Source organism: Oceanobacillus sp. HCA-5259 (assembly GCF_037892815.1).
Taxonomy (GTDB): Bacteria; Bacillota; Bacilli; order Bacillales; family Amphibacillaceae; genus Oceanobacillus; species Oceanobacillus indicireducens.
In genome coordinates this window covers 88,162-107,037 of the sequence record NZ_JBBKBV010000005.1, presented here as the reverse complement: position 1 = coordinate 107,037, position 18,876 = coordinate 88,162, and the positions used below count along the sequence as shown (strand labels likewise).

20 protein-coding genes are annotated in these 18,876 nt (G+C 39.2%); 18 read left to right on the top strand and 2 right to left on the bottom strand.

Annotated features, from left to right (window positions below):
- Positions 1 to 310: 310 nt before the first annotated feature.
- Both WKU33_RS04930 and WKU33_RS04925 read left to right on the top strand, forming a co-directional pair.
- A complete protein-coding gene (locus tag WKU33_RS04930) occupies positions 311 to 847 on the top strand; it encodes a sigma-70 family RNA polymerase sigma factor (protein WP_340453505.1) in 537 nt (178 codons plus the stop codon).
- Positions 840 to 1,964 carry a hypothetical protein gene (locus WKU33_RS04925; RefSeq protein WP_340453503.1) on the top strand — a complete coding sequence of 375 codons (1,125 nt, stop codon included), beginning with the start codon at positions 840 to 842 and terminating at the stop codon, positions 1,962 to 1,964. Before WKU33_RS04930 ends, WKU33_RS04925 begins: the two co-directional genes overlap by 8 nt.
- Positions 1,965 to 2,067: 103 nt before the next feature.
- Here WKU33_RS04925 and WKU33_RS04920 read toward each other — a convergent pair whose 3' ends face one another.
- Entirely contained in the window at positions 2,068 to 2,298 is a 231-nt protein-coding gene (locus WKU33_RS04920) for a ferredoxin (RefSeq protein WP_340453501.1), read from the bottom strand.
- Between the two features lie 85 nt (positions 2,299 to 2,383).
- Between WKU33_RS04920 and WKU33_RS04915 the strand changes: the two genes are divergently transcribed.
- From WKU33_RS04915 to WKU33_RS04885, 7 genes are all read left to right on the top strand, one after another.
- On the top strand, positions 2,384 to 3,466 hold the full coding sequence (locus WKU33_RS04915) for a helix-turn-helix domain-containing protein (protein ID WP_340453500.1): 1,083 nt from the start codon (positions 2,384 to 2,386) through the stop codon (positions 3,464 to 3,466).
- A complete protein-coding gene (locus tag WKU33_RS04910) occupies positions 3,459 to 5,009 on the top strand; it encodes a RecQ family ATP-dependent DNA helicase (protein ID WP_340453499.1) in 1,551 nt (516 codons plus the stop codon). Before WKU33_RS04915 ends, WKU33_RS04910 begins: the two co-directional genes overlap by 8 nt.
- Positions 4,996 to 5,562, top strand: a complete 567-nt coding sequence (locus WKU33_RS04905; RefSeq protein WP_340453497.1) for a CPBP family intramembrane glutamic endopeptidase — start codon at positions 4,996 to 4,998, stop codon at positions 5,560 to 5,562. The genes WKU33_RS04910 and WKU33_RS04905 overlap by 14 nt, the downstream gene beginning before the upstream one ends.
- 13 nt (positions 5,563 to 5,575) lie before the next feature.
- Complete coding sequence (locus WKU33_RS04900; protein ID WP_340453495.1) at positions 5,576 to 5,878, top strand: hypothetical protein; 303 nt, start codon at positions 5,576 to 5,578, stop codon at positions 5,876 to 5,878.
- A gap of 139 nt (positions 5,879 to 6,017) precedes the next feature.
- On the top strand, positions 6,018 to 6,599 hold the full coding sequence (locus WKU33_RS04895; RefSeq protein WP_188856780.1) for a genetic competence negative regulator: 582 nt from the start codon (positions 6,018 to 6,020) through the stop codon (positions 6,597 to 6,599).
- 120 nt (positions 6,600 to 6,719) lie between these two features.
- Positions 6,720 to 8,000: a Glu/Leu/Phe/Val family dehydrogenase gene (locus WKU33_RS04890; RefSeq protein ID WP_340453492.1), complete on the top strand. Its 1,281-nt coding sequence runs from the start codon at positions 6,720 to 6,722 to the stop codon at positions 7,998 to 8,000.
- 243 nt (positions 8,001 to 8,243) lie between these two features.
- Positions 8,244 to 9,233: a YpdA family putative bacillithiol disulfide reductase gene (locus WKU33_RS04885; protein WP_340453490.1), complete on the top strand. Its 990-nt coding sequence runs from the start codon at positions 8,244 to 8,246 to the stop codon at positions 9,231 to 9,233.
- 31 nt (positions 9,234 to 9,264) lie between these two features.
- On the opposite strand, the gene WKU33_RS04880 is transcribed toward WKU33_RS04885, so the two are convergent.
- On the bottom strand, positions 9,265 to 10,233 hold the full coding sequence (locus tag WKU33_RS04880; RefSeq protein WP_198042605.1) for an asparaginase: 969 nt from the start codon (positions 10,231 to 10,233) through the stop codon (positions 9,265 to 9,267).
- Between the two features lie 90 nt (positions 10,234 to 10,323).
- On the opposite strand from WKU33_RS04880, the gene prsW reads away from it, so the two are divergent.
- From prsW to der, 9 genes are all read left to right on the top strand, one after another.
- Positions 10,324 to 10,971: a glutamic-type intramembrane protease PrsW gene (gene prsW / locus WKU33_RS04875; protein WP_156855903.1), complete on the top strand. Its 648-nt coding sequence runs from the start codon at positions 10,324 to 10,326 to the stop codon at positions 10,969 to 10,971.
- A 312-nt stretch (positions 10,972 to 11,283) separates the two neighbouring features.
- Positions 11,284 to 12,072 (top strand): spore cortex-lytic enzyme, encoded by a 789-nt coding sequence (gene sleB / locus WKU33_RS04870; RefSeq protein WP_232334359.1) that lies wholly within the window; start codon positions 11,284 to 11,286, stop codon positions 12,070 to 12,072.
- Positions 12,073 to 12,087: 15 nt separating this feature from the next.
- Entirely contained in the window at positions 12,088 to 13,422 is a 1,335-nt protein-coding gene (gene ypeB, locus WKU33_RS04865; RefSeq protein ID WP_336251463.1) for a germination protein YpeB, read from the top strand.
- A 195-nt stretch (positions 13,423 to 13,617) separates the two neighbouring features.
- Positions 13,618 to 14,274: a flagellar brake protein gene (locus WKU33_RS04860; RefSeq protein WP_336251464.1), complete on the top strand. Its 657-nt coding sequence runs from the start codon at positions 13,618 to 13,620 to the stop codon at positions 14,272 to 14,274.
- A 122-nt stretch (positions 14,275 to 14,396) separates the two neighbouring features.
- A complete protein-coding gene (gene cmk, locus WKU33_RS04855; RefSeq protein WP_156855899.1) occupies positions 14,397 to 15,083 on the top strand; it encodes a (d)CMP kinase in 687 nt (228 codons plus the stop codon).
- A gap of 90 nt (positions 15,084 to 15,173) precedes the next feature.
- Positions 15,174 to 16,304, top strand: a complete 1,131-nt coding sequence (rpsA, locus tag WKU33_RS04850; RefSeq protein ID WP_340453487.1) for a 30S ribosomal protein S1 — start codon at positions 15,174 to 15,176, stop codon at positions 16,302 to 16,304.
- Positions 16,305 to 16,395: 91 nt separating this feature from the next.
- Positions 16,396 to 17,289, top strand: a complete 894-nt coding sequence (locus tag WKU33_RS04845; RefSeq protein ID WP_336251466.1) for a YIEGIA family protein — start codon at positions 16,396 to 16,398, stop codon at positions 17,287 to 17,289.
- Positions 17,289 to 17,474, top strand: a complete 186-nt coding sequence (locus WKU33_RS04840) for a capping complex subunit for YIEGIA (protein ID WP_235760798.1) — start codon at positions 17,289 to 17,291, stop codon at positions 17,472 to 17,474. Before WKU33_RS04845 ends, WKU33_RS04840 begins: the two co-directional genes overlap by 1 nt.
- A gap of 84 nt (positions 17,475 to 17,558) precedes the next feature.
- On the top strand, positions 17,559 to 18,869 hold the full coding sequence (der, locus tag WKU33_RS04835) for a ribosome biogenesis GTPase Der (RefSeq protein ID WP_156855896.1): 1,311 nt from the start codon (positions 17,559 to 17,561) through the stop codon (positions 18,867 to 18,869).
- Positions 18,870 to 18,876: the final 7 nt, after the last annotated feature.

Below are 18,876 nucleotides of genomic sequence, written 5' to 3'. Positions count from 1 at the left end.
ATTAGAACATACAAGTTTCATCGCTAAAGTATTTAGACTTCACACCTTAAAAAAGAAAGCAAATCATCCCAAGACACCCTTATTTTAATATAAAAGGCTTTTTCAAAAAGAACTACTAATCACTCTCATTCAGCGTAGTATGTGCAACTTACTTCTGAAGGTCCGCAGTCCAGGCACCTCTCGCTTTCCGCCGGGCAACTGAACGTCGATTAGAACCCTAAAATTAGTGAATGAGCAAAACACATACGCTAAATGAATGTGAAACGTTTTTGATTGGAATGACGTCTAATAGGAGGAATGGGGGAAGCAGATGAAAGCTCTGTTTAATCATTTTTATGAGACGTATCATCAGGACATTTATAATTATGTCTTCTATATGGTTAAAGACAGAACTGTGGCAGAAGATATCGTTCAAGAAGTATATATTCGTATTATTAAATCCTATGACCGCTTTCGTGGAGACAGCAGTGAAAAAACATGGGCTTTCTCGATAGCTAGACATGCCGTATTTGATCACTTCCGTAAGCAAAAAAGAAAGAAAAAACATACAAACGAAACAGTCGATCTCAGTGAATGGACGGAATTCATCCCTACGACAGAGGCCGCTCCAGATGAAGTCGTTATCCAACAGGAGGATATGCAAGTATTGTATCGCCTTCTAGATAAGTGCAGTATTAATCAGAAACAAGTAGTTGTTCTCCGTTACATACAAGGGCATAGCCTGAAAGAAACGGCAGAGATACTGAATATGACAGTAAGCAATGTGAAAACCTTGCAGCACCGTGCAATAAAGAAGTTGAAGAATTTGTTTGCGAAAGAGAAGAAAGGGGGAGAGTTGGGTGACTAACCGAGATGATGAGAAGATAATTAAACTATTGGAAAATCTGCCCCAGCATAAGGACAAGCGCCCCCAACAGGAAATATATGAAAAATTGACTTTGCAGTTCAAGGGAAAATCTCAAAGAAAGAGCAAGAGATTTATTCCTTATGTTGCTGCTCTTTCGATCTTCCTTTTGCTTCTGGGCTTACCTTTTGTTGTCAATCATAACATAACGGAACAAACAACAATGGAAACAGATGCAACCGATGAACGTGCAATTTTCGGAATAGAAGAGGAATCGTCCCATACTTCCGACGATAATATGGAAAGTACGGAAACATTCGAGCGGGAGGGACTAATGGAGATATCTCTTATTAGTGGCGGGGTACTTACCGATGTACCGTCAGACAGGGAAGTCATTCACTTTGCAACTTATAATGCAACAGGGGAGTATGTTATTCCGTTAACCTTTCTTGTACCAGAAGAAGCAGACATGGAGAGTTATTACGCACAGTTGGATGAAATATTAAATGCTTTCGACCTTTTACCAGATCATTATATATTGGAGGGTGCAGAGTTTTCAATCGATCTCGACACGAAGCAAGTCGTCCTAACTATGCAGAACGAGTTACTTGAGGATTCGAATTCGAATGAATTACTACCACAATTATTGGGCGAAATGTTCCTTCCATATGGTATTGAAGAGGTAACGTTTGTAAATGACGCGAGCGAAACGACGCAAACAATTGACTTATCTACGTACGCTAAGCAGCGGGAAAGCTATTTTTTGTATGGTGGTAACTATATCATTGTTCCTCTGGACAATGATTCGACAGTTGAAGAGGCATTACATGCACTAAAACAGTCGTACTCCGATAGTCAAATTAAACCGGTGATGGATGCAGATATTGAATTCACTGTGGAAGAAGCCGGGGAAACAGTTATAGTGGAGTTCGTACAAGAATCTATTCAAGAAGCAGATGTAACGATTCAAATGGTTGAAGCAATATTACTAACAGCAAAAAGCTTTGGATATACCAAAGTCCAGTTTGACCAACTCCCGTTCAATCAATTAGAAGGCTATAACTTCAATTCACCGCTACCTGTTCCAACCGCTGTAAATATAATCGCTGATATTAAATGAAAACTGCGAGAATTTTAACTGATTCTCGCAGTTTTCAATAGTTTTAGTGAAACACTTGGCTGTTACTTTAAATTTTACTATAATATGACTTGGGTAACATCTATTACTTGTCCGTTTGAAATGGTTTTTTGCTAATATGAATGGACATAGATGGACAAGCTTCATAAGCATCCAGAAGGTCGTCTCTTAATCTTCTTTTTACCTTTTTCGTCCCTGTATTGCCATCAATTTTAACAAAAGACAACCCTTCCTCATTATATCCAAATAACTTCGGTGCATTGGCCCCGCAATTTCCACAAGCGATACAAGTATCCTGATTCACGATAACATACATTTATTTTACCCCCATTAAACACTCCTTATTGTAAAACTAGTCACGAATAATTTCAATAAGATGATTAGGAATGGATGTGAGATAATTGATTTTTAACGGTATACTCTTAACAGCAGCAAAACAAATTAAACAAGAGCGGAGTACATCAAGCATTTATCATTTACTAACAGGCAGCAGGAGCATCCAGACCCTTCAAGATGCCCATATTTTCTCCAACCAGGCATTCTTTGGAATTTATAGAGGGCTGAGGAAGCAAATCTTTGATGAGAAAATAACTGCATTAATTCAAGCAGGTTTCTTGGAAGAAACTGTTGAAGAAAAGGGACGCCAAGCAGTACGCTGTTTACCTGAGGGAGAAACGTGGCTTGCCGCTCACCAGAGCAGAATTCCCTTTCACTATTTTCAGGGGATTCTGTATTTTGATAAAGCCGACGTATTTTATAATAGATTACTATTACTCGTTCAAACATTAAGTAATACGAAAGAAAGTAATTTCTCGTTTATTCCCGTTATTCATCAGCCGGCTACTGAACGGTTTGTACGACAATTTTATAAGCAGATTAAAGAAAATGAGAGAAGTTACTTGGAAGAATTATATGATGAACTTGTTCAGTTACTGGCTGCTTTTCCCGAAGAGGAAGCTCAAATATTCATTGACCGATTTTCAGGATATAATCATTACGGGAAAAGTCTCGATCAACTTGCGGTCCAGTATAACAGAGAAGCAGCTGATATCCGCTTGCTCTTGGTCGGTATGATACATATGTTGTTGCAAAAGATTGAAATAAGTCAATCAGACTACAGTGCTCTATACCCGCTAGTTGCTGATCTTGGCCAGACAGTAAAATTTGTCGGCTCACCAGGGAAGACATATGATTTGTTCAAGCAAGGACTTACTCCTGAAGAGATTTCTCGCATACGGAGCTTAAAAATTAATACAATTTACGATCATTTAGCTGAAATCGCACTGTATGATCCTGCTTTCCCCTTTTCGGATTATGTATCGGAAAGAGACACGAAGGAAATTTTACAAGCGATTCAAGAAACGAATTCATTTAAATTGAAGACGATTAAAGAAAATGTCCACCCAGAGATAAGTTTTTTCCAAATACGCTTAATGCTCGTCTTTCATCACAAATTGAGGGAGGGAGGAAGTCGACATGGGTGAAACCCTTCATTTGGAAAATGAATTACAGAAACATTTTCATTATCATTCGTTCCGCCTAGGGCAACGAGAAATTATTTCCGATGTACTGCAAGGTAAAAGCGTGCTTGGCATTTTACCGACCGGCTCTGGAAAGTCGATTTGCTATCAGCTGCCATCCCTGTTATTGGATGGTCTGACCGTTGTCGTTTCACCTTTAATATCATTGATGATCGACCAGGTAAAAGAATTGAAAGCTAAAAACTTTAAAAGAGTTGTTGCATTAAATAGCTTTGTCACCTATTCCGAAAGACAGATGGTAATGGAACAGTTGCATCATTATAAATTACTTTATATCTCTCCAGAATTATTACAGCAGCCGCAACTACTCAAGCGATTGTCGCAACTTAAAATTAGTTTATTCGTTATCGATGAAGCCCATTGTATTTCCCAATGGGGACATGACTTCCGTCCGGATTATTTAAAACTTGGAAAGGTAATTGAAAATTTGCATCATCCACCAGTGCTTGCATTAAGTGCAACAGCAACCCCTGCTGTTCAGGCGGATATTATTAAAAGTTTGGACCGCCCCCGAATGGTGAAGCGGGTCTATCCAATGGACCGGAACAATTTAACATTTGCGATTCAAGATGTAACTTCTGATCAAGAGAAGCTTGAATTATTAACTATATACCTCAATAAACATTATGGACCTGCTTTAATTTATTTTTCGAGCAGAATCCAAGCTGAAAATCTCGCACGTATTTTAACAGAGAAATTACCTGAACATCAAGTTGCTTTCTATCATGGTGGCGTAGAGCCAATCGATAGAATCCAGATTCAACAACAGTTCATGAATAATCAAATTGATGTAATTTGCTGCACAAGTGCATTTGGAATGGGAATTAATAAGCAGAATATCCGTTTAATTATTCATTATCATATTCCGTCGCAAATGGAAGCATATATTCAAGAGGTCGGAAGGGCAGGCCGAGACGGAAAACCAAGTATTTGTTTATTACTCTATGGGCGTTATGATGCTGCAATTCCAAAGAGTATTATTGAAAATGAATTACCAGAATCCGGTGAAATCCGGATGATTATGCAACAGTTAAAAGTGTTGAGTGAACAAGGAATTGAACTGACGAAAGAAACGTTGCATGATTTAGATGAACTCTTTCAAATCAGTGAAATAAAATGGAGATTTTTACGGTTTCATTTTGAAAAACATGGTATGATTAATGGTAAGAAAGTTGTCTATGAAGCTGAGCATTGGCGTAATGTATATGAGCATCTTGTCAAGTGGATCCAATCACGAAGTCTGTATAAAATGGAAGAGTTGCAAGAGATGATTCGTTGGGCAGAGTCAGATGATTGCTTACGGAAGCAGTTGTATAAAAAGTTTCAATCGGGTTACGATCCGCCAATCTTCGAGTGCTGCAGTAACTGTGGGATCGATCTGGAACAATGGGAAGCTCAAGCGTTACCCCCTAGTCTACAGGAAGATATCGATTGGAGGGGAAAACTCCGAAAGCTACTACTTGGAGCAGAACATGAAGCAAAGTGAATTAATCAAACAATTATCAGATCGGGAACTAAAAATTAATCTATTGTTTTCCCAAGGGATATTTCTTGGAATTGCTCTCTTGCTAAGCTTGTTTTTATTTGATCGATTTCGTGATTGGACAACTTTATTTGTTTGGGACACACAGGAAGTTATTTACTTTGGTGTTCTACCTGCTATATTCATTGTCGGGATGGACTTGCTATTAATTAGATTGCTGCCTGAATCTGCAGTTGATGATGGCGGAATAAATGAAAGGATTTTTAGAAACAGATCCATTTCGTTTATTTTTGGTATAGCTTTACTAGTAGCAATTTCAGAGGAACTACTATTCCGCGGCGTGATCCAAAGTACAATCGGATATATGCCTGCAAGTATATTATTTGCGCTCGTTCATCTCCGTTATTTAAGGAAACCGGTATTATTCATATCCATATTGGTGATCAGTCTTTTAATAGGTTACCTCTTTCTAATAACGGAAAATCTTTTTGTTACTATTACACTTCATTTTATAGTAGACTTTCTTTTAGGATTATTTATTCGCTTCAAAAAGTGAGGTGCTTTCTAAGTTGAGTACGCAGCTTGAACATAAAGAGGAAGATCAAGCGAATGAGTTGAGGACCCTTTTTCAGGATATTGAAGAAGGAAATGAAAATGATGAAGAATCGTTCGCTGATCAAATCATAAATGAAATTGATGTGTTGAATTTACCTCCGAGAAAAGAGGTACATACAAAAAATAAACGGACTAAAATTAAGCTAAGCAAACCACTCCTGCGATTTCTTTTTACGGTGATTATTGTTTTGGCGGGATTGGGAACGGCAATTTATGTCTGGCAGGATGAAATTACGACTCTGTTGCATAAACTCTAATAAGGAACAGACTTTACGGATTAGCTTACTACCTAAAAATTGATTAATTGCATATAGTATTGTATACATCCAATGTTTCATCTGCATGTATAGACCGTTGTCTTTGTTGTTAAGTAATATTTTTTAAGGGGGATACTGTATGCGTGTGGAAAGACTATCCAGTCATCAGTTCACCATATTTTTGACTTTTGACGATTTAATTGAGCGTGGTTTCACGAGTGATGAAATATGGCACGATGCAGCTAGTGTCCGGAGTTTATTTAGTGAAATGATGTATGATGCAAGTGATGAATTAGATATAGAACTTGATGGAATGCTGCTTGTTCAAGTTTTCATGATGCAGGCTCAAGGTATGCATGTAGTCGTGACACAAATGAGTGATATGGAAAATGAAGACGAAGATTTTATTGAAATGAAAGTGACACTTGACGAAAGCCATGAATTAATATTTTTATTTGAGGACATTGAAGATTTAATCGACGTTGCATCCTATTTATCGCCACTTGGAATAGAAGATGGGCAAGTATATTATTTGGATGATCATTATTATATGTTATTTGATGAAGAGTCCCTTCCCGAGATTGAAAAAGAAAGCATCATTGCAATCATGTCGGAGTATTCTCATTCAAGTATTCTTACTTCCCATCGTCTAAAGGAATACGGGAAAATTATTTATGAAAAGCAGGCTGTAAAACAGATTATGAATCATTTTTACAACTAGTTTCATCTGACAAATAATATAGTTGTTCCATAGTATTTTAATTGCATATTTACAGTGAAAGTGTATACTAACTTCTTAGTAGAAGGTTTATTAATATATGTATTCTAGGGGGTAAATTTCATGGTAGCCGATAAAGCAGTAGATTCTACCGAAGAAAATCATGAAAATCTAGATGTTTTAAGTTCAACAAGAGCAGTAATTATGACGGCTTTGGAAAAGTTGGGATACTCCAATGAGGTATATGAATTATTAAAAGACCCGCTTCGTATGATGACTGTTCGCATTCCGGTACGTATGGATGATGGCAAGGTGAAAGTGTTCACTGGATATCGCGCCCAGCATAACGATGCTGTAGGCCCGACGAAAGGTGGCATCAGGTTCCATCCGGACGTAACGGAAAAAGAAGTAAAAGCCTTATCTATTTGGATGAGTTTGAAAGCGGGTATTGTCAACTTACCATATGGCGGAGCAAAGGGTGGAATAATTTGTGATCCGCGTCATATGTCCTTCCGTGAATTGGAAACGCTTAGCCGTGGTTACGTTCGTGCGGTTAGTCAAATCGTTGGACCGACGAAAGATATTCCGGCACCAGACGTATTCACGAATTCACAGATCATGGCTTGGATGATGGATGAGTACAGTAAGATTGATGAACTTAATAATCCTGGATTTATTACCGGGAAGCCGATTGTTCTTGGTGGTTCACATGGTAGAGAATCTGCTACAGCAAAAGGGGTTACAATCGTACTAAACGAAGCTGCGAAAAAACGCGGAATTGATATTGAAGGGGCCCGTATCGTCATTCAAGGGTTTGGAAATGCGGGTAGTTATCTATCGAAATTCCTTTATGATCAAGGGGCGAAAATTGTGGGAATTGCGGATGCACACGGCGCGCTGCACGACCCTGATGGCCTTGATATTGACTATCTTCTTGACAGGAGAGACAGTTTCGGCACGGTTACCAACCTGTTCGATAGTACAATTACGAATAAAGAGTTGTTTGAACTCGACTGTGACATTATCATTCCTGCTGCAGTAGAGAATCAAATCACACGGGAGAATGCACATAATATTAAAGCGAGTATTATTGTCGAAGCTGCCAATGGGCCTACAACAGCTGAAGCGACAAAAATTTTAACCGATCGAGATATTCTTTTAGTGCCTGACGTACTTGCTTCAGCTGGTGGAGTAACAGTATCATATTTCGAATGGGTACAGAATAACCAAGGTTATTACTGGTCTGAAGAAGAAATTGATCAAAAACTACATGAGATTATGATTGATTCCTTTAATAACATTTATAATCTTTCCGTAACGAGGCAAGTTGATATGCGGCTAGCTGCTTATATGATAGGGGTCCGTAAAATGGCCGAAGCAGCAAGGTTCCGCGGTTGGGTATAAGAAACTTTAGCTAATCACACAAAAAACTCTTATCATCTTAGGATAGGGGTTTTTTCTGTTGGGTAAAAGCTCCTGGAATCGTATCTATGATCATAATAGGTAATTACACCAAGGATATTTAACGGTTTTTAGACTGATGACGTTCAGTAGAATATAAGTTTCTGTTTTTAACCATCTTGGTTTATCCGATAAGCAAATTATAGTAGAATATTATTAGAGCATGTGAAAAGGATGTGGCAGTAAATGCAACAGGAGGAAGTTATTATTGTTGGAGCCGGACCTTGTGGAATGGCTGCAGCGATTGCTTTGCAAGACAGAGGCATCAACCCTCTGTTAATTGAAAAAGGAAACGTCGTGAATAGCTTGTACAAATTCCCGACACACCAAACATTTTTCAGCTCCAGTGACAATCTGGAAATCGGTGATATTGCTTTTATTACCGAGAAACAGCGGCCAGTCAGAAATGAAGCACTGGTATATTACAGAGAAGTAGCAAAAAGAAAAGCTCTGCGCATTCAATCCTTTGAGGAAGTAACCAAGATTGAAAAGAAAGATAAAGGCTTTTTGCTCAATACGGAAGCTAATCATAATGAGAAAAAACAATACAAAGCAAAATTTGTAATTATCGCGACAGGTTATTATGACCAACCAAACCGTCTCAATGTTCCGGGTGAGGATTTGCCTAAGGTTAGCCATTACTTTAAAGAAGCACATCCTTATTACAATAAAGACGTTTTAATTATAGGTGGGAAAAACTCCGCAGTAGATGCAGCGATCGAACTCCATAAGGCAGGAGCAAATGTGACAGTCCTTTACCGCGGAAAGGAATATTCTTCGAGCGTTAAGCCTTGGATTCTTCCGGGATTTGATTCTTTAGTTAGGAAAGATGAGATCGAGATGGTATTTAATGCGAATGTAAAAGAAATTACTGAAAATGCGGTTTTTTATGAAGTGGATGGAGTCGAGCGGCGTATTGATAATGAATTTGTTTTCGCCATGATCGGTTACCAACCAGATATCAAATTTTTACACGACGCGGGTGTCGAAACAGATCCAGTGAGTGGAATTCCAGCGTATGATGAAGATACGTATGAAACAAACATACAAGGAATCTATGTAGCAGGTGTCGTAGCGGCAGGGTTTAACAACAATGCTATCTTTATTGAAAATGGACGTTTTCACGGAGAAGCAATTGCACGCTCGATCGCGGCGAAGCGGACAATGAAAGTATAATTTATAAAGGAGCTAGCGACTGCTAGCTCCTTTACTGTTCAGAAAATAGTTTGCTCAACTCTTCCATATTCGTCGTTTGTTCTAAGGCAAGGAGTAATTTGATTCTTGCTTTAGGGCCGGTTAGTCCATTAGCGAAGATTACACCTATTTCATTTAATTGTCTACCGCCACCGGAATAAGCATAAGTTGGCTGAACGGTTCCTTGGTAACAGCGGGAGACGAGGATGATTGGGATATTATCATTTATAACTATCGTAAGTGCATCCATAATCGCTCCTGGTAAATTACCTTGGCCAAATGCCTCAATAACAAGTCCATCCGGTTTCCCTAAGTGGAGCGCGTGAATTAAATCCTCATCCATCCCAGCAAATGCCTTCAGAAGAAAAACTTTAGATCGAACTTTCGTAACAGGATAATGCTCCCTTTTTAAAATGCTGTGATGGAAAACAATCAATTCTTTCGTAACAATTCCAATTGGGCCATATTGCGGACTTTGAAAGGTTGCGACATTGCTTGTTGAGGTCTTCGTGACGTTTGCAGCTGTATGAATTTCATCGTTCATAACAACTAGTACACCTTTGCCATTTGCTTGTTCCGCGCAGGCAACGCGGAGGGAACTGATTAAATTATAGAGTGCATCTGATCCGATTTCATTACTGGAACGCATGGCACCGGTAATGATAATCGGCTTTTCAGTATCGATCACCAGATCAAGGAAATACGCCGTCTCTTCCAGTGTATCTGTACCATGAGTAATGACAATCCCATCGTATTTAGGTATGGATTGTTTAATGTACTCTGCCAGTTCCAACATGTTCTTTGGTGTAATATGTGGGGAAGGCAGGTCAAAAACAACGAATTCATCCACATCGGCAAATTTGTTGTATTGATCCTGCAGTTTAGTCAATGGATGTTCATCTGTAACGTTAACTGCTCCAGTTTCCTTGTTTTCCAGCATCGAAATTGTTCCACCTGTATGGATAATCAAGATTTTCTTCAACGAAATCACCTGCTTCACATTTTCACTATTTCCAATAGGATAACTTCATGATACGATAAAAGTATTGTACTTGGAAAGAGGTTTATAACTATGATTGCTATTTTTTCTGTGGGACTTGCCCCTGTTGTAGCATTGATGTCCTTTTTTTATCTAAAGGATGAATATACGGAACCAATCCCTTTAATTGTACGGTCTTTTCTATTAGGCTGTCTGATTGTATTTCCGATTATGTTTGTGCAGCATGCATTTGTAAAGGAAGGATTCGTGTTAAATATTTTCTTGACATCCTTTTTCCAAGTAGCATTACTGGAAGAATTTTTAAAATGGTTTATTTTTATGTTCTCCATGTACCACCATGACGAATTTGATGACCATTATGATGGAATTGTATATGCGGTGGCAATCAGTTTGGGTTTCGCCTCGGTGGAAAATATCTTATATTTACTGACAAATGGCATTGAGTATGCCTTTTCAAGAGCGATATTCCCTGTATCATCTCATGCATTATTCGGTGTTATTATGGGGTATTATTTCGGAAAAGCGAAGACACGTGTAAGTAAGACAAGGTTTAATCTTTGGCTCGCTTTTTTCATCCCGTTTCTACTTCATGGAATCTATAATTACATCTTGCAGTCAGTTTCGAGCAACTGGATTTACTACCTTGTCCCATTTATGATTATCTTATGGATATTCGGACTTCACCGCATGAAAATTGCTAATCAACCTGATTTGAATTAAAGAACAGAATACGTCGTTACAAAAGCATGTACAGTATCCCTAGCTGTACATGCTTTTTATTTCATAAAAGTGTATAAAAATAGATTAGCAACAAAAGCTATCCTCAAGTCATTGCTTTATCAAAGTGTAACCGTTCGTATATCTTTCAGCTTGTAAAAGATAAGGAAATCAAATTAAAAGGTGAGAGGAAACGGACGCTTATACTCTGATAACTTAGTTAACATTTCGCGGAAGATAAGCAAAGATTCTTCGGCATGACGAATCGTTTTTTGAGGAGGGTTAGACTTGCGATACAGACAGATTAGTTTTTTCATCGTTTTCGGTTTGTTTCTATTACCTTTATTCTTCGACGGAAAAGAAGAGGCACAAGCATTCAGTCCCCAGGTTATTCAACATGGTGCAGTTGGGGATGATGTTATTGAATTACAGGCGAGATTACAATATTTAGGATTTTACAACGGAAATATTGACGGAGTTTTCGGGTGGGGAACATATTGGGCTCTTCGCAATTTCCAATATGAATTCGGTATGAACATTGATGGGCTCGCTGGTCAGGAGACAAAGAATAAACTAGTAAAAGCGAGTCAGTTCAATGAAGCTTATGTGAAAGAACAAATTTCCAAGGGTAATCGCTTTAGTCATTATGGCGGAACGGAAGGCGGGCAGCAACAGGCTGGCCAAGCACAACAAACAGAGCAAAATGTACCGGTAGATAATACAACCGCAGTCAATGTTCCGCAAGGCTTTTCACAGAATGATATTCAATTGATGGCAAATGCGGTATATGGGGAGGCAAGGGGAGAGCCATATGAAGGTCAGGTTGCAGTTGCAGCCGTAATTCTTAACCGGGTAGCGAGTCCTAGTTTTCCCAATACAGTCTCAGGTGTCATCTTTGAGCCACGGGCTTTTACAGCCGTAGCAGATGGTCAAATCTGGCTCACACCGAATGATGTGGCAAAAGAGGCTGTGCTTGATGCAATTAATGGTTGGGATCCTTCATCCAATGCCATTTATTATTTTAACCCGGATACGGCAACCTCGCCTTGGATATGGTCAAGGCCGCAGATTAAGCAAATTGGTAAGCATATCTTTTGTAAATAGGAAGGCGTGAATAGTATGATTCGTTGGATTACCATTGGTATTCTGTCGCTCGGATTAGTTGGTGCAGCCATTTGGGGCTACCAAGAACACCAGGAGAAAAATGCGATTTTAATACAGGCGGAAAACAGTTATCAAAAATCATTCCACGAACTTAGTTATTATATGGATTTACTGCATGATGAGATTGGAACAGTGCTGGCAATGAACTCCCATGAACGGTTATCACCTAAGTTCGTTGATATTTGGCGGATTACTTCAGAAGCCCATTCCAATGTTTCCCAATTACCACTTGGGCTCTTGCCATTTAATAAAACAGAAGAGTTTCTCTCGAATATTGGTGATTTCACGTACCGCACGGCAATTCGCAACTTGGATGATGACCCGCTAACTGAAGATGAAACGAAAGTTCTAGAGAATCTTTACGTGCAAGCAAATGATATTAAGGATGAATTGCGGCATGTACAGCATTTAGCACTTGAAAATAATTTGCGGTGGATGGATGTTCAGCTTGCATTGGTTAACAATGACCAAACAGATAACACGATTATCGATGGGTTTAAAACTGTGGAGAAGCAAGTGGAGGGGTACGCTGAGGCGAACAGCCAATCCGGTTTAATCGGGGTTAGTACAAAACCAGAAGATCACTTCGAAAATCTACCCGGAAAAGAATTGAGTGAAGAGGAAGCATTAGATAAAAGCAGAAAGATTTTCGATATCAATTCGAAAGAAAATATTGAAATTACACCTTCTGGAGATGGCGCCGATATTCCAATTTACAGTGTATCTTATCAAAATGGTGAGAAACGCGCTTACATGGACCTCTCTCAAAAAGGAGGTTATCCGTTAACATTATTAATCGAACGTCCGGTAGAAAATAAGAAGCTTAGTTTGCATGAAGGACAAGAACATGCGGAAAAATATTTGGAGCAATTTGACTTTGACGATATGGAACTATATCAAAGTATGGAGCTGAATAATGTCGGAATGTATTCGTTCAATTATAATCAGGATGGCATTCGGATTTATTCTGATTCCGTAGAGGTGAAAGTAGCGCTAGATAATGGAGATGTCTTAGGAGTGACAGCAAGCGAATATTATAGTAATCATCATGAACGAGAAATCGATGAACCGGAACTAACGGAAGAAGAAGCACGTGAATTCGTTAATCCGAATGTCCAAATAGAAGAAAGCGGCCTAGCGATTATTACGAATGATGTGGATGAAGAAGTGCTTACTTATGAATTCTTAGGTACATTCAACAATGATACGTACCGCATCTTCATTAACGCCATGGATGGCAGAGAAGAAAAAGTCGAAAAACTCGGGGGCAAGGAATTGAAGTATTCCTGAAAAAGCTCCAGAACGGATGTGGCGATTGCTAGCAACTATAGTTGTCCACTGCATCTTTATTTTATATTTTTTTAATACAGGTAAAGGGGGGAGGCAAAAAGCCTTCCCCTTTTCTCTTAAATCTGTAATAATAAATATATACAATCATTCCGTAATGAAGGCAGATAGAATCGTGGTGAAGATATGAAAGGACCAATGATAAAGATTGGCACAAAACTGGGATTAACATTTAAAGAACCTGGATTGCAAGCGGATGAATATTATTGTAAAGTTGTTGACATCAACGACAACTATCTTCTTATTGATTATCCCGTACATAAACAAACAGGGAAGACCAAATTTTTCCAAATAGGTGCCTCTTTTAAAGTTGATTTCGTAGGTGATGATGAAGCAGTTTATCAATTTCAGACGACACTTGCAGATAGAGTTAAGATGAATGTCCCCGCTTTAGCACTTTGTAAACCAGAGCTAGAAGATATTGAGCGAATTCAGCGGAGACAGTTTGTACGTGTGGATGCAACAATTGATGCCGCTATCCATCGTCAAAATGAGGACAAGGAAGCTTTTACAACGGTTACTTCCGACATAAGCGGTGGCGGGTTATCATTAATCGTGCCAAGGGAAGATCTACTGGATATACATGAAGTGATTAATGTCTGGCTCGTACTCAGCTTTAGCTCAGGGAAATATCATTATATACAGACAGCGGGTCAAGTCGTTTTCTTGCAACTGAGAAACGGAATCCATACAGCTTCAATAAAGTTCCTTGGATTAAAACCGATGGATCAACAATTAGTCATCAGTTACTGTTTTGAAAAACAGCGGGAAATGAGAAAAAAAGAATTATCTTAAGTAGAGATTGTAGACCAGTCAAATTGAATTATGCTATGATAAACAAGAGATAGAAATGATTATTACTTACAGTACTTATGAAGAAATTACCCACATGCTTATGAGAGGACGGAAGTTTGTAGATGCAGGAAGAACATATAGCTATTGCGATTGATGGTCCGGCAGCTGCTGGTAAGAGCACGGTCGCAAAAATTGTAGCCGAGAAATTAAATTATATCTATGTGGATACAGGTGCGATGTATCGTGCATTAACGTTGAAGGCGCTTAACGATGGAGTTGATCCTTCCGATGAGGCAGCAGTTTTAAACTTGTTACTAGAGACGAATATCGAACTTGCCAACGATTCGACAGGACAACGTGTTATTTTGAATGGAAAAGATGTAACAGAAGAAATCCGTTACCAGCCTGTATCTGCGAATGTATCTTATATTGCTAAGCTTACTGCCGTACGCCAAGAGATGTTGAAACGGCAGAGGGAATTAGCGAAAGACCGTGGAGTTGTGATGGACGGCCGGGATATTGGTACCCATGTCCTTCCCGGTGCACAAGTGAAAATATTTCTCGTGGCATCTGTTGATGAAAGAGCAAAAAGGCGTCATGATGAAAATATTGCAAAAGGCATCCCATCGGATTTAGAACAATTAAAAGCTGAAATTGAGAAAAGAGATGAAATAGACACTAACCGTGAAACAGCACCTTTAGTTAAGGCAGATGATGCGGTTGAACTTGATACCACATCCCTTTCCATCCATGAAGTCGTCCACTCTATCTTGCAAGAAGTGGAAAAGTATAAAAATAAGCAAAATTAGAATACTTTACTTGACAAAGAAATGTAATTATTAGAAGTTATAGAAAGAATAATTTTATATCGCTATGATGCTATTAGGAGGGCTAAGGTTATGACTAACGAATTTAACGAAATACCAGAATTAAATGTAGGAGATACGGTTACGGGAACAGTTGTAAAAGTAGAGGAAAAACAAGTTCTCGTAGATATCGGTTATAAAACAGAGGGAATTGTCCCAATTAGTGAACTTTCCAGCTTACATGTCGAGCTTCCAAGCGATGTTGTAAGCGAAGGGGATTCTGTTACCCTACAAGTGAAGAAATTGACAGATGAAGAAGTAGTATTGTCCAAGCGGGCAGTAGATGCTGAAAAAGCATGGGAAGACCTTGAAGCAAAGCATGACAACAAGGAAGTTTTTGAAACCGTTGTAAAAGAAGTTGTTAAGGGTGGACTTGTTGTTGATGTGGGTGTGCGTGGTTTCATCCCTGCATCACTCGTAGAAACATATTATGTAGAAGATTTCAGTGATTATGAAGGTAAAACATTAGAAGTTATTGTAGAAGAACTCGACCGCAGTCAAAATCGCGTTATCCTTTCTCACCGTGCCGTAGTTGAAAAGGAAGAAGAGGAGAAAAAGAAAGAACTTCTTGATTCTCTCGAGCAAGGTCAAGTAATTGAAGGAACTGTACAACGCCTAACAGGCTTTGGTGCATTCGTTGATCTCGGCGGTATTGATGGACTAGTTCATATTTCCCAATTAGCCCACTACCATGTTGAAAAAGCTTCCGATGTTGTTTCAGAAGGTGACAAGATTGAAGTGGAAGTGCTATCCGTCGACAGAGATAATGAAAGAATTTCTCTATCCCATAAAGCGACCTTACCAGGACCTTGGACAAACATCGGGGAACGCGTTTCTCAAGGTGATGTGATAGAAGGAACCGTTAAACGCTTAGTTAGCTTTGGTGCTTTTATTGAATTATTCCCTGGAGTAGAAGGACTTGTTCACATTTCTCAGATTGCGAACCGTCATATCGGCACACCAGATGAAGTGCTTGAAGTAGGTCAGCAAGTGAATGTTAAAGTGCTTGACGTGAACGAAGAAGACGAACGTATTTCCTTAAGTATCAAAGAATTGGAACAGGAGAAAGAGCAAGTCGAAGTAAAAAATTATGAAAAAGATGACGACCATTCCGGATTCCAACTCGGAGACGTTATTGGCGATCAGCTCGACAAATATAAATAATAATGAAAGGTCTTCCTGCGAAAGGAGGACCTTTTTCTTGGTGTATACCAGACTTGCTTTTTTGGCAGACTGAATGCCAAGGAGTGAGAATATGAGCGAATTTAAGTATGCCATTTTATTTGGCGTGTTTGTCGGTACGATGGCAAGGATTCTAATGTTGAGAACTGATTATAGACAGTATCCAACCTATCTCCACGGGAAAATCATTCACGTTTCTCTTGGATTTATTGCGGCCTCTTTAGGGGCGATTGCAGTTCCTGCATTAATTGAGCGAGAATATACGGCAGTTACGTTACTAACGGTTGCCGCTACGCAATTTCGGGAGGTCCGTAATATGGAGAGGAATACATTGACTGAGATTGACCCCTTGGAGCTAGTTCCCCGTGGGAAAGTGTATATTGAAGGGATTGCAATTTCATTTGAAAGCAGAAATTATCTTTGTATTTTCACGGCGCTTATTTCTACAGTATTGTATATTTATTTTAGCCTTCCCATTGCGATCGCTGGAGGTGTTGTTTCCGTCCTTCTAGGGTTACGCCTAATGAGTGGCAAAACGATTAAAAGCATCGCTAATATCGAATATACCCCTTTGAAGTTTGATGGTGCGGGGTTGTATGTTGATAATATTTATATTATGAATATTGGGTTAAAAGAAAGACGTGAAGAAATATTGAAATACGGTGCCGGATTCATCATCTATCCGAAAAACCGGAATGTCGTGCAGACCTTAGCTAATTTAGGGCAACGACAGGCAATGCTTCACGACGTTTCTGTTTCACTTGGGATTTTTCGTGACTCGGGAACACCAGCTTTAACACCGCTTATTAAACGGGATTTGGACGACGGCAGAATCGGTATGTTTATTCTTCCGCAAAACCGTGATATTGACCTTGCCATTAAAATTATCGGTGCCGTTCCAGTGCTCGAAAGCGCAATCCGCATGCCTACCGAATCAAAATCCTATCATGAAACGAGGGATGAATGATGAATATCGAGAAAGCCATCCTTGCCGTCATTACAACAGATCAATCAAAAATTGATGGAGGCGCACCAATTTTTATTTGTGAATCCAAGCAAGAACTGGAAATGATTGCTGCAAATCTGGAAGCGATAACAGACGGAATTGCGCATTCCTTAAGCGAGGAATTGTACATCATTGTAAAACATTGATTTCGGTTTAAAATTGTTTAAATCGGTTGATTTTGCTAGAATGAATGAAGTAATAAAGTATGGTGTAGAAGGGAAGTTCCTTTCATGAGAAAATCAGTTGTTGCAATAGTTGGAAGACCTAATGTAGGCAAATCAACGATATTTAACCGATTAGTCGGTGAAAGAATTTCAATTGTAGAAGATATTCCCGGTGTTACAAGAGACCGGATCTATTCGCAAGCGGAATGGCTGAATAGAGAATTTAATCTCATCGATACAGGAGGAATTGAAGCGGGCGACGAACCATTGCTTGTTCAAATGCGCCAACAAGCTGAAATTGCAATCGATGAGGCAGATGTTATTATTTTTCTAGTAAATGGTAAAGAAGGAATCACTGGAGCGGATGAGGAAGTTGCTAAATTATTATTTAAATCCAACAAACCGATTGTTTTAGGTGTGAATAAAATAGATAATCCAGAGATGCAAGAAACTATTTACGAATATTATTCTCTTGGATTTGGAGAGCCTTTTCCTATTTCAGGCGCTCATGGTCTCGGTCTTGGTGATTTACTGGATGAAGTGATTCGCCACTTTCCTCCAGAAGAAGAACCAGAAGATGATGATGAAACGATTTACTTCAGTGTAATCGGGCGGCCGAATGTCGGTAAGTCCTCCTTAGTAAATGCACTCTTAAATGAAGATCGTGTCATCGTAAGTAATATGGAAGGGACGACACGAGATGCGGTTGATACTCCATTCACTAGGGATGGACAAGACTATGTCATCATCGATACGGCAGGTATGCGAAAACGCGGGAAAGTATATGAGACGACGGAGAAATATAGTGTGCTGCGGACTTTAAAGGCGATTGAAAGGGCGGACGTTGCCCTTGTCTTGATTGATGCTGAAACTGGAATCATTGAACAGGATAAACGAGTGGCCGGTTATGCCCATGAAGAAGGGCGGGCAGTTGTCATTGTAGTTAATAAATGGGATACCGTCGAATCTGATCAAAAGGCAATGCAGAAATTCGAAGAGGACATCAGAATGCAGTTTCAATTTTTGGATTACGCACCGATTGTATTTTTATCTGCGGAGACGAAAAAGCGACTGCACACATTGCTTCCGGTTGTTAAAATGGTCAGTGAGAACCATGCAAAACGGATACCTACCAATTTGTTGAACGATGTGATTATGGATGCAATTGCGGTGAACCCAACTCCGACATTTAAAGGGAAGCGTTTGAAGGTTCTCTATGCGACACAGGTTTCTGTGAAGCCTCCTTCCTTTGTAATCTTTGTTAATGATCCGGAGTTAATGCATTTCTCGTATAAGCGATTTTTAGAAAATAAGATTAGGGAAGCGATTGACTATACTGGCACACCGATCAACATTTTTGTAAGAAGACGTCAGTAGCCAGAGA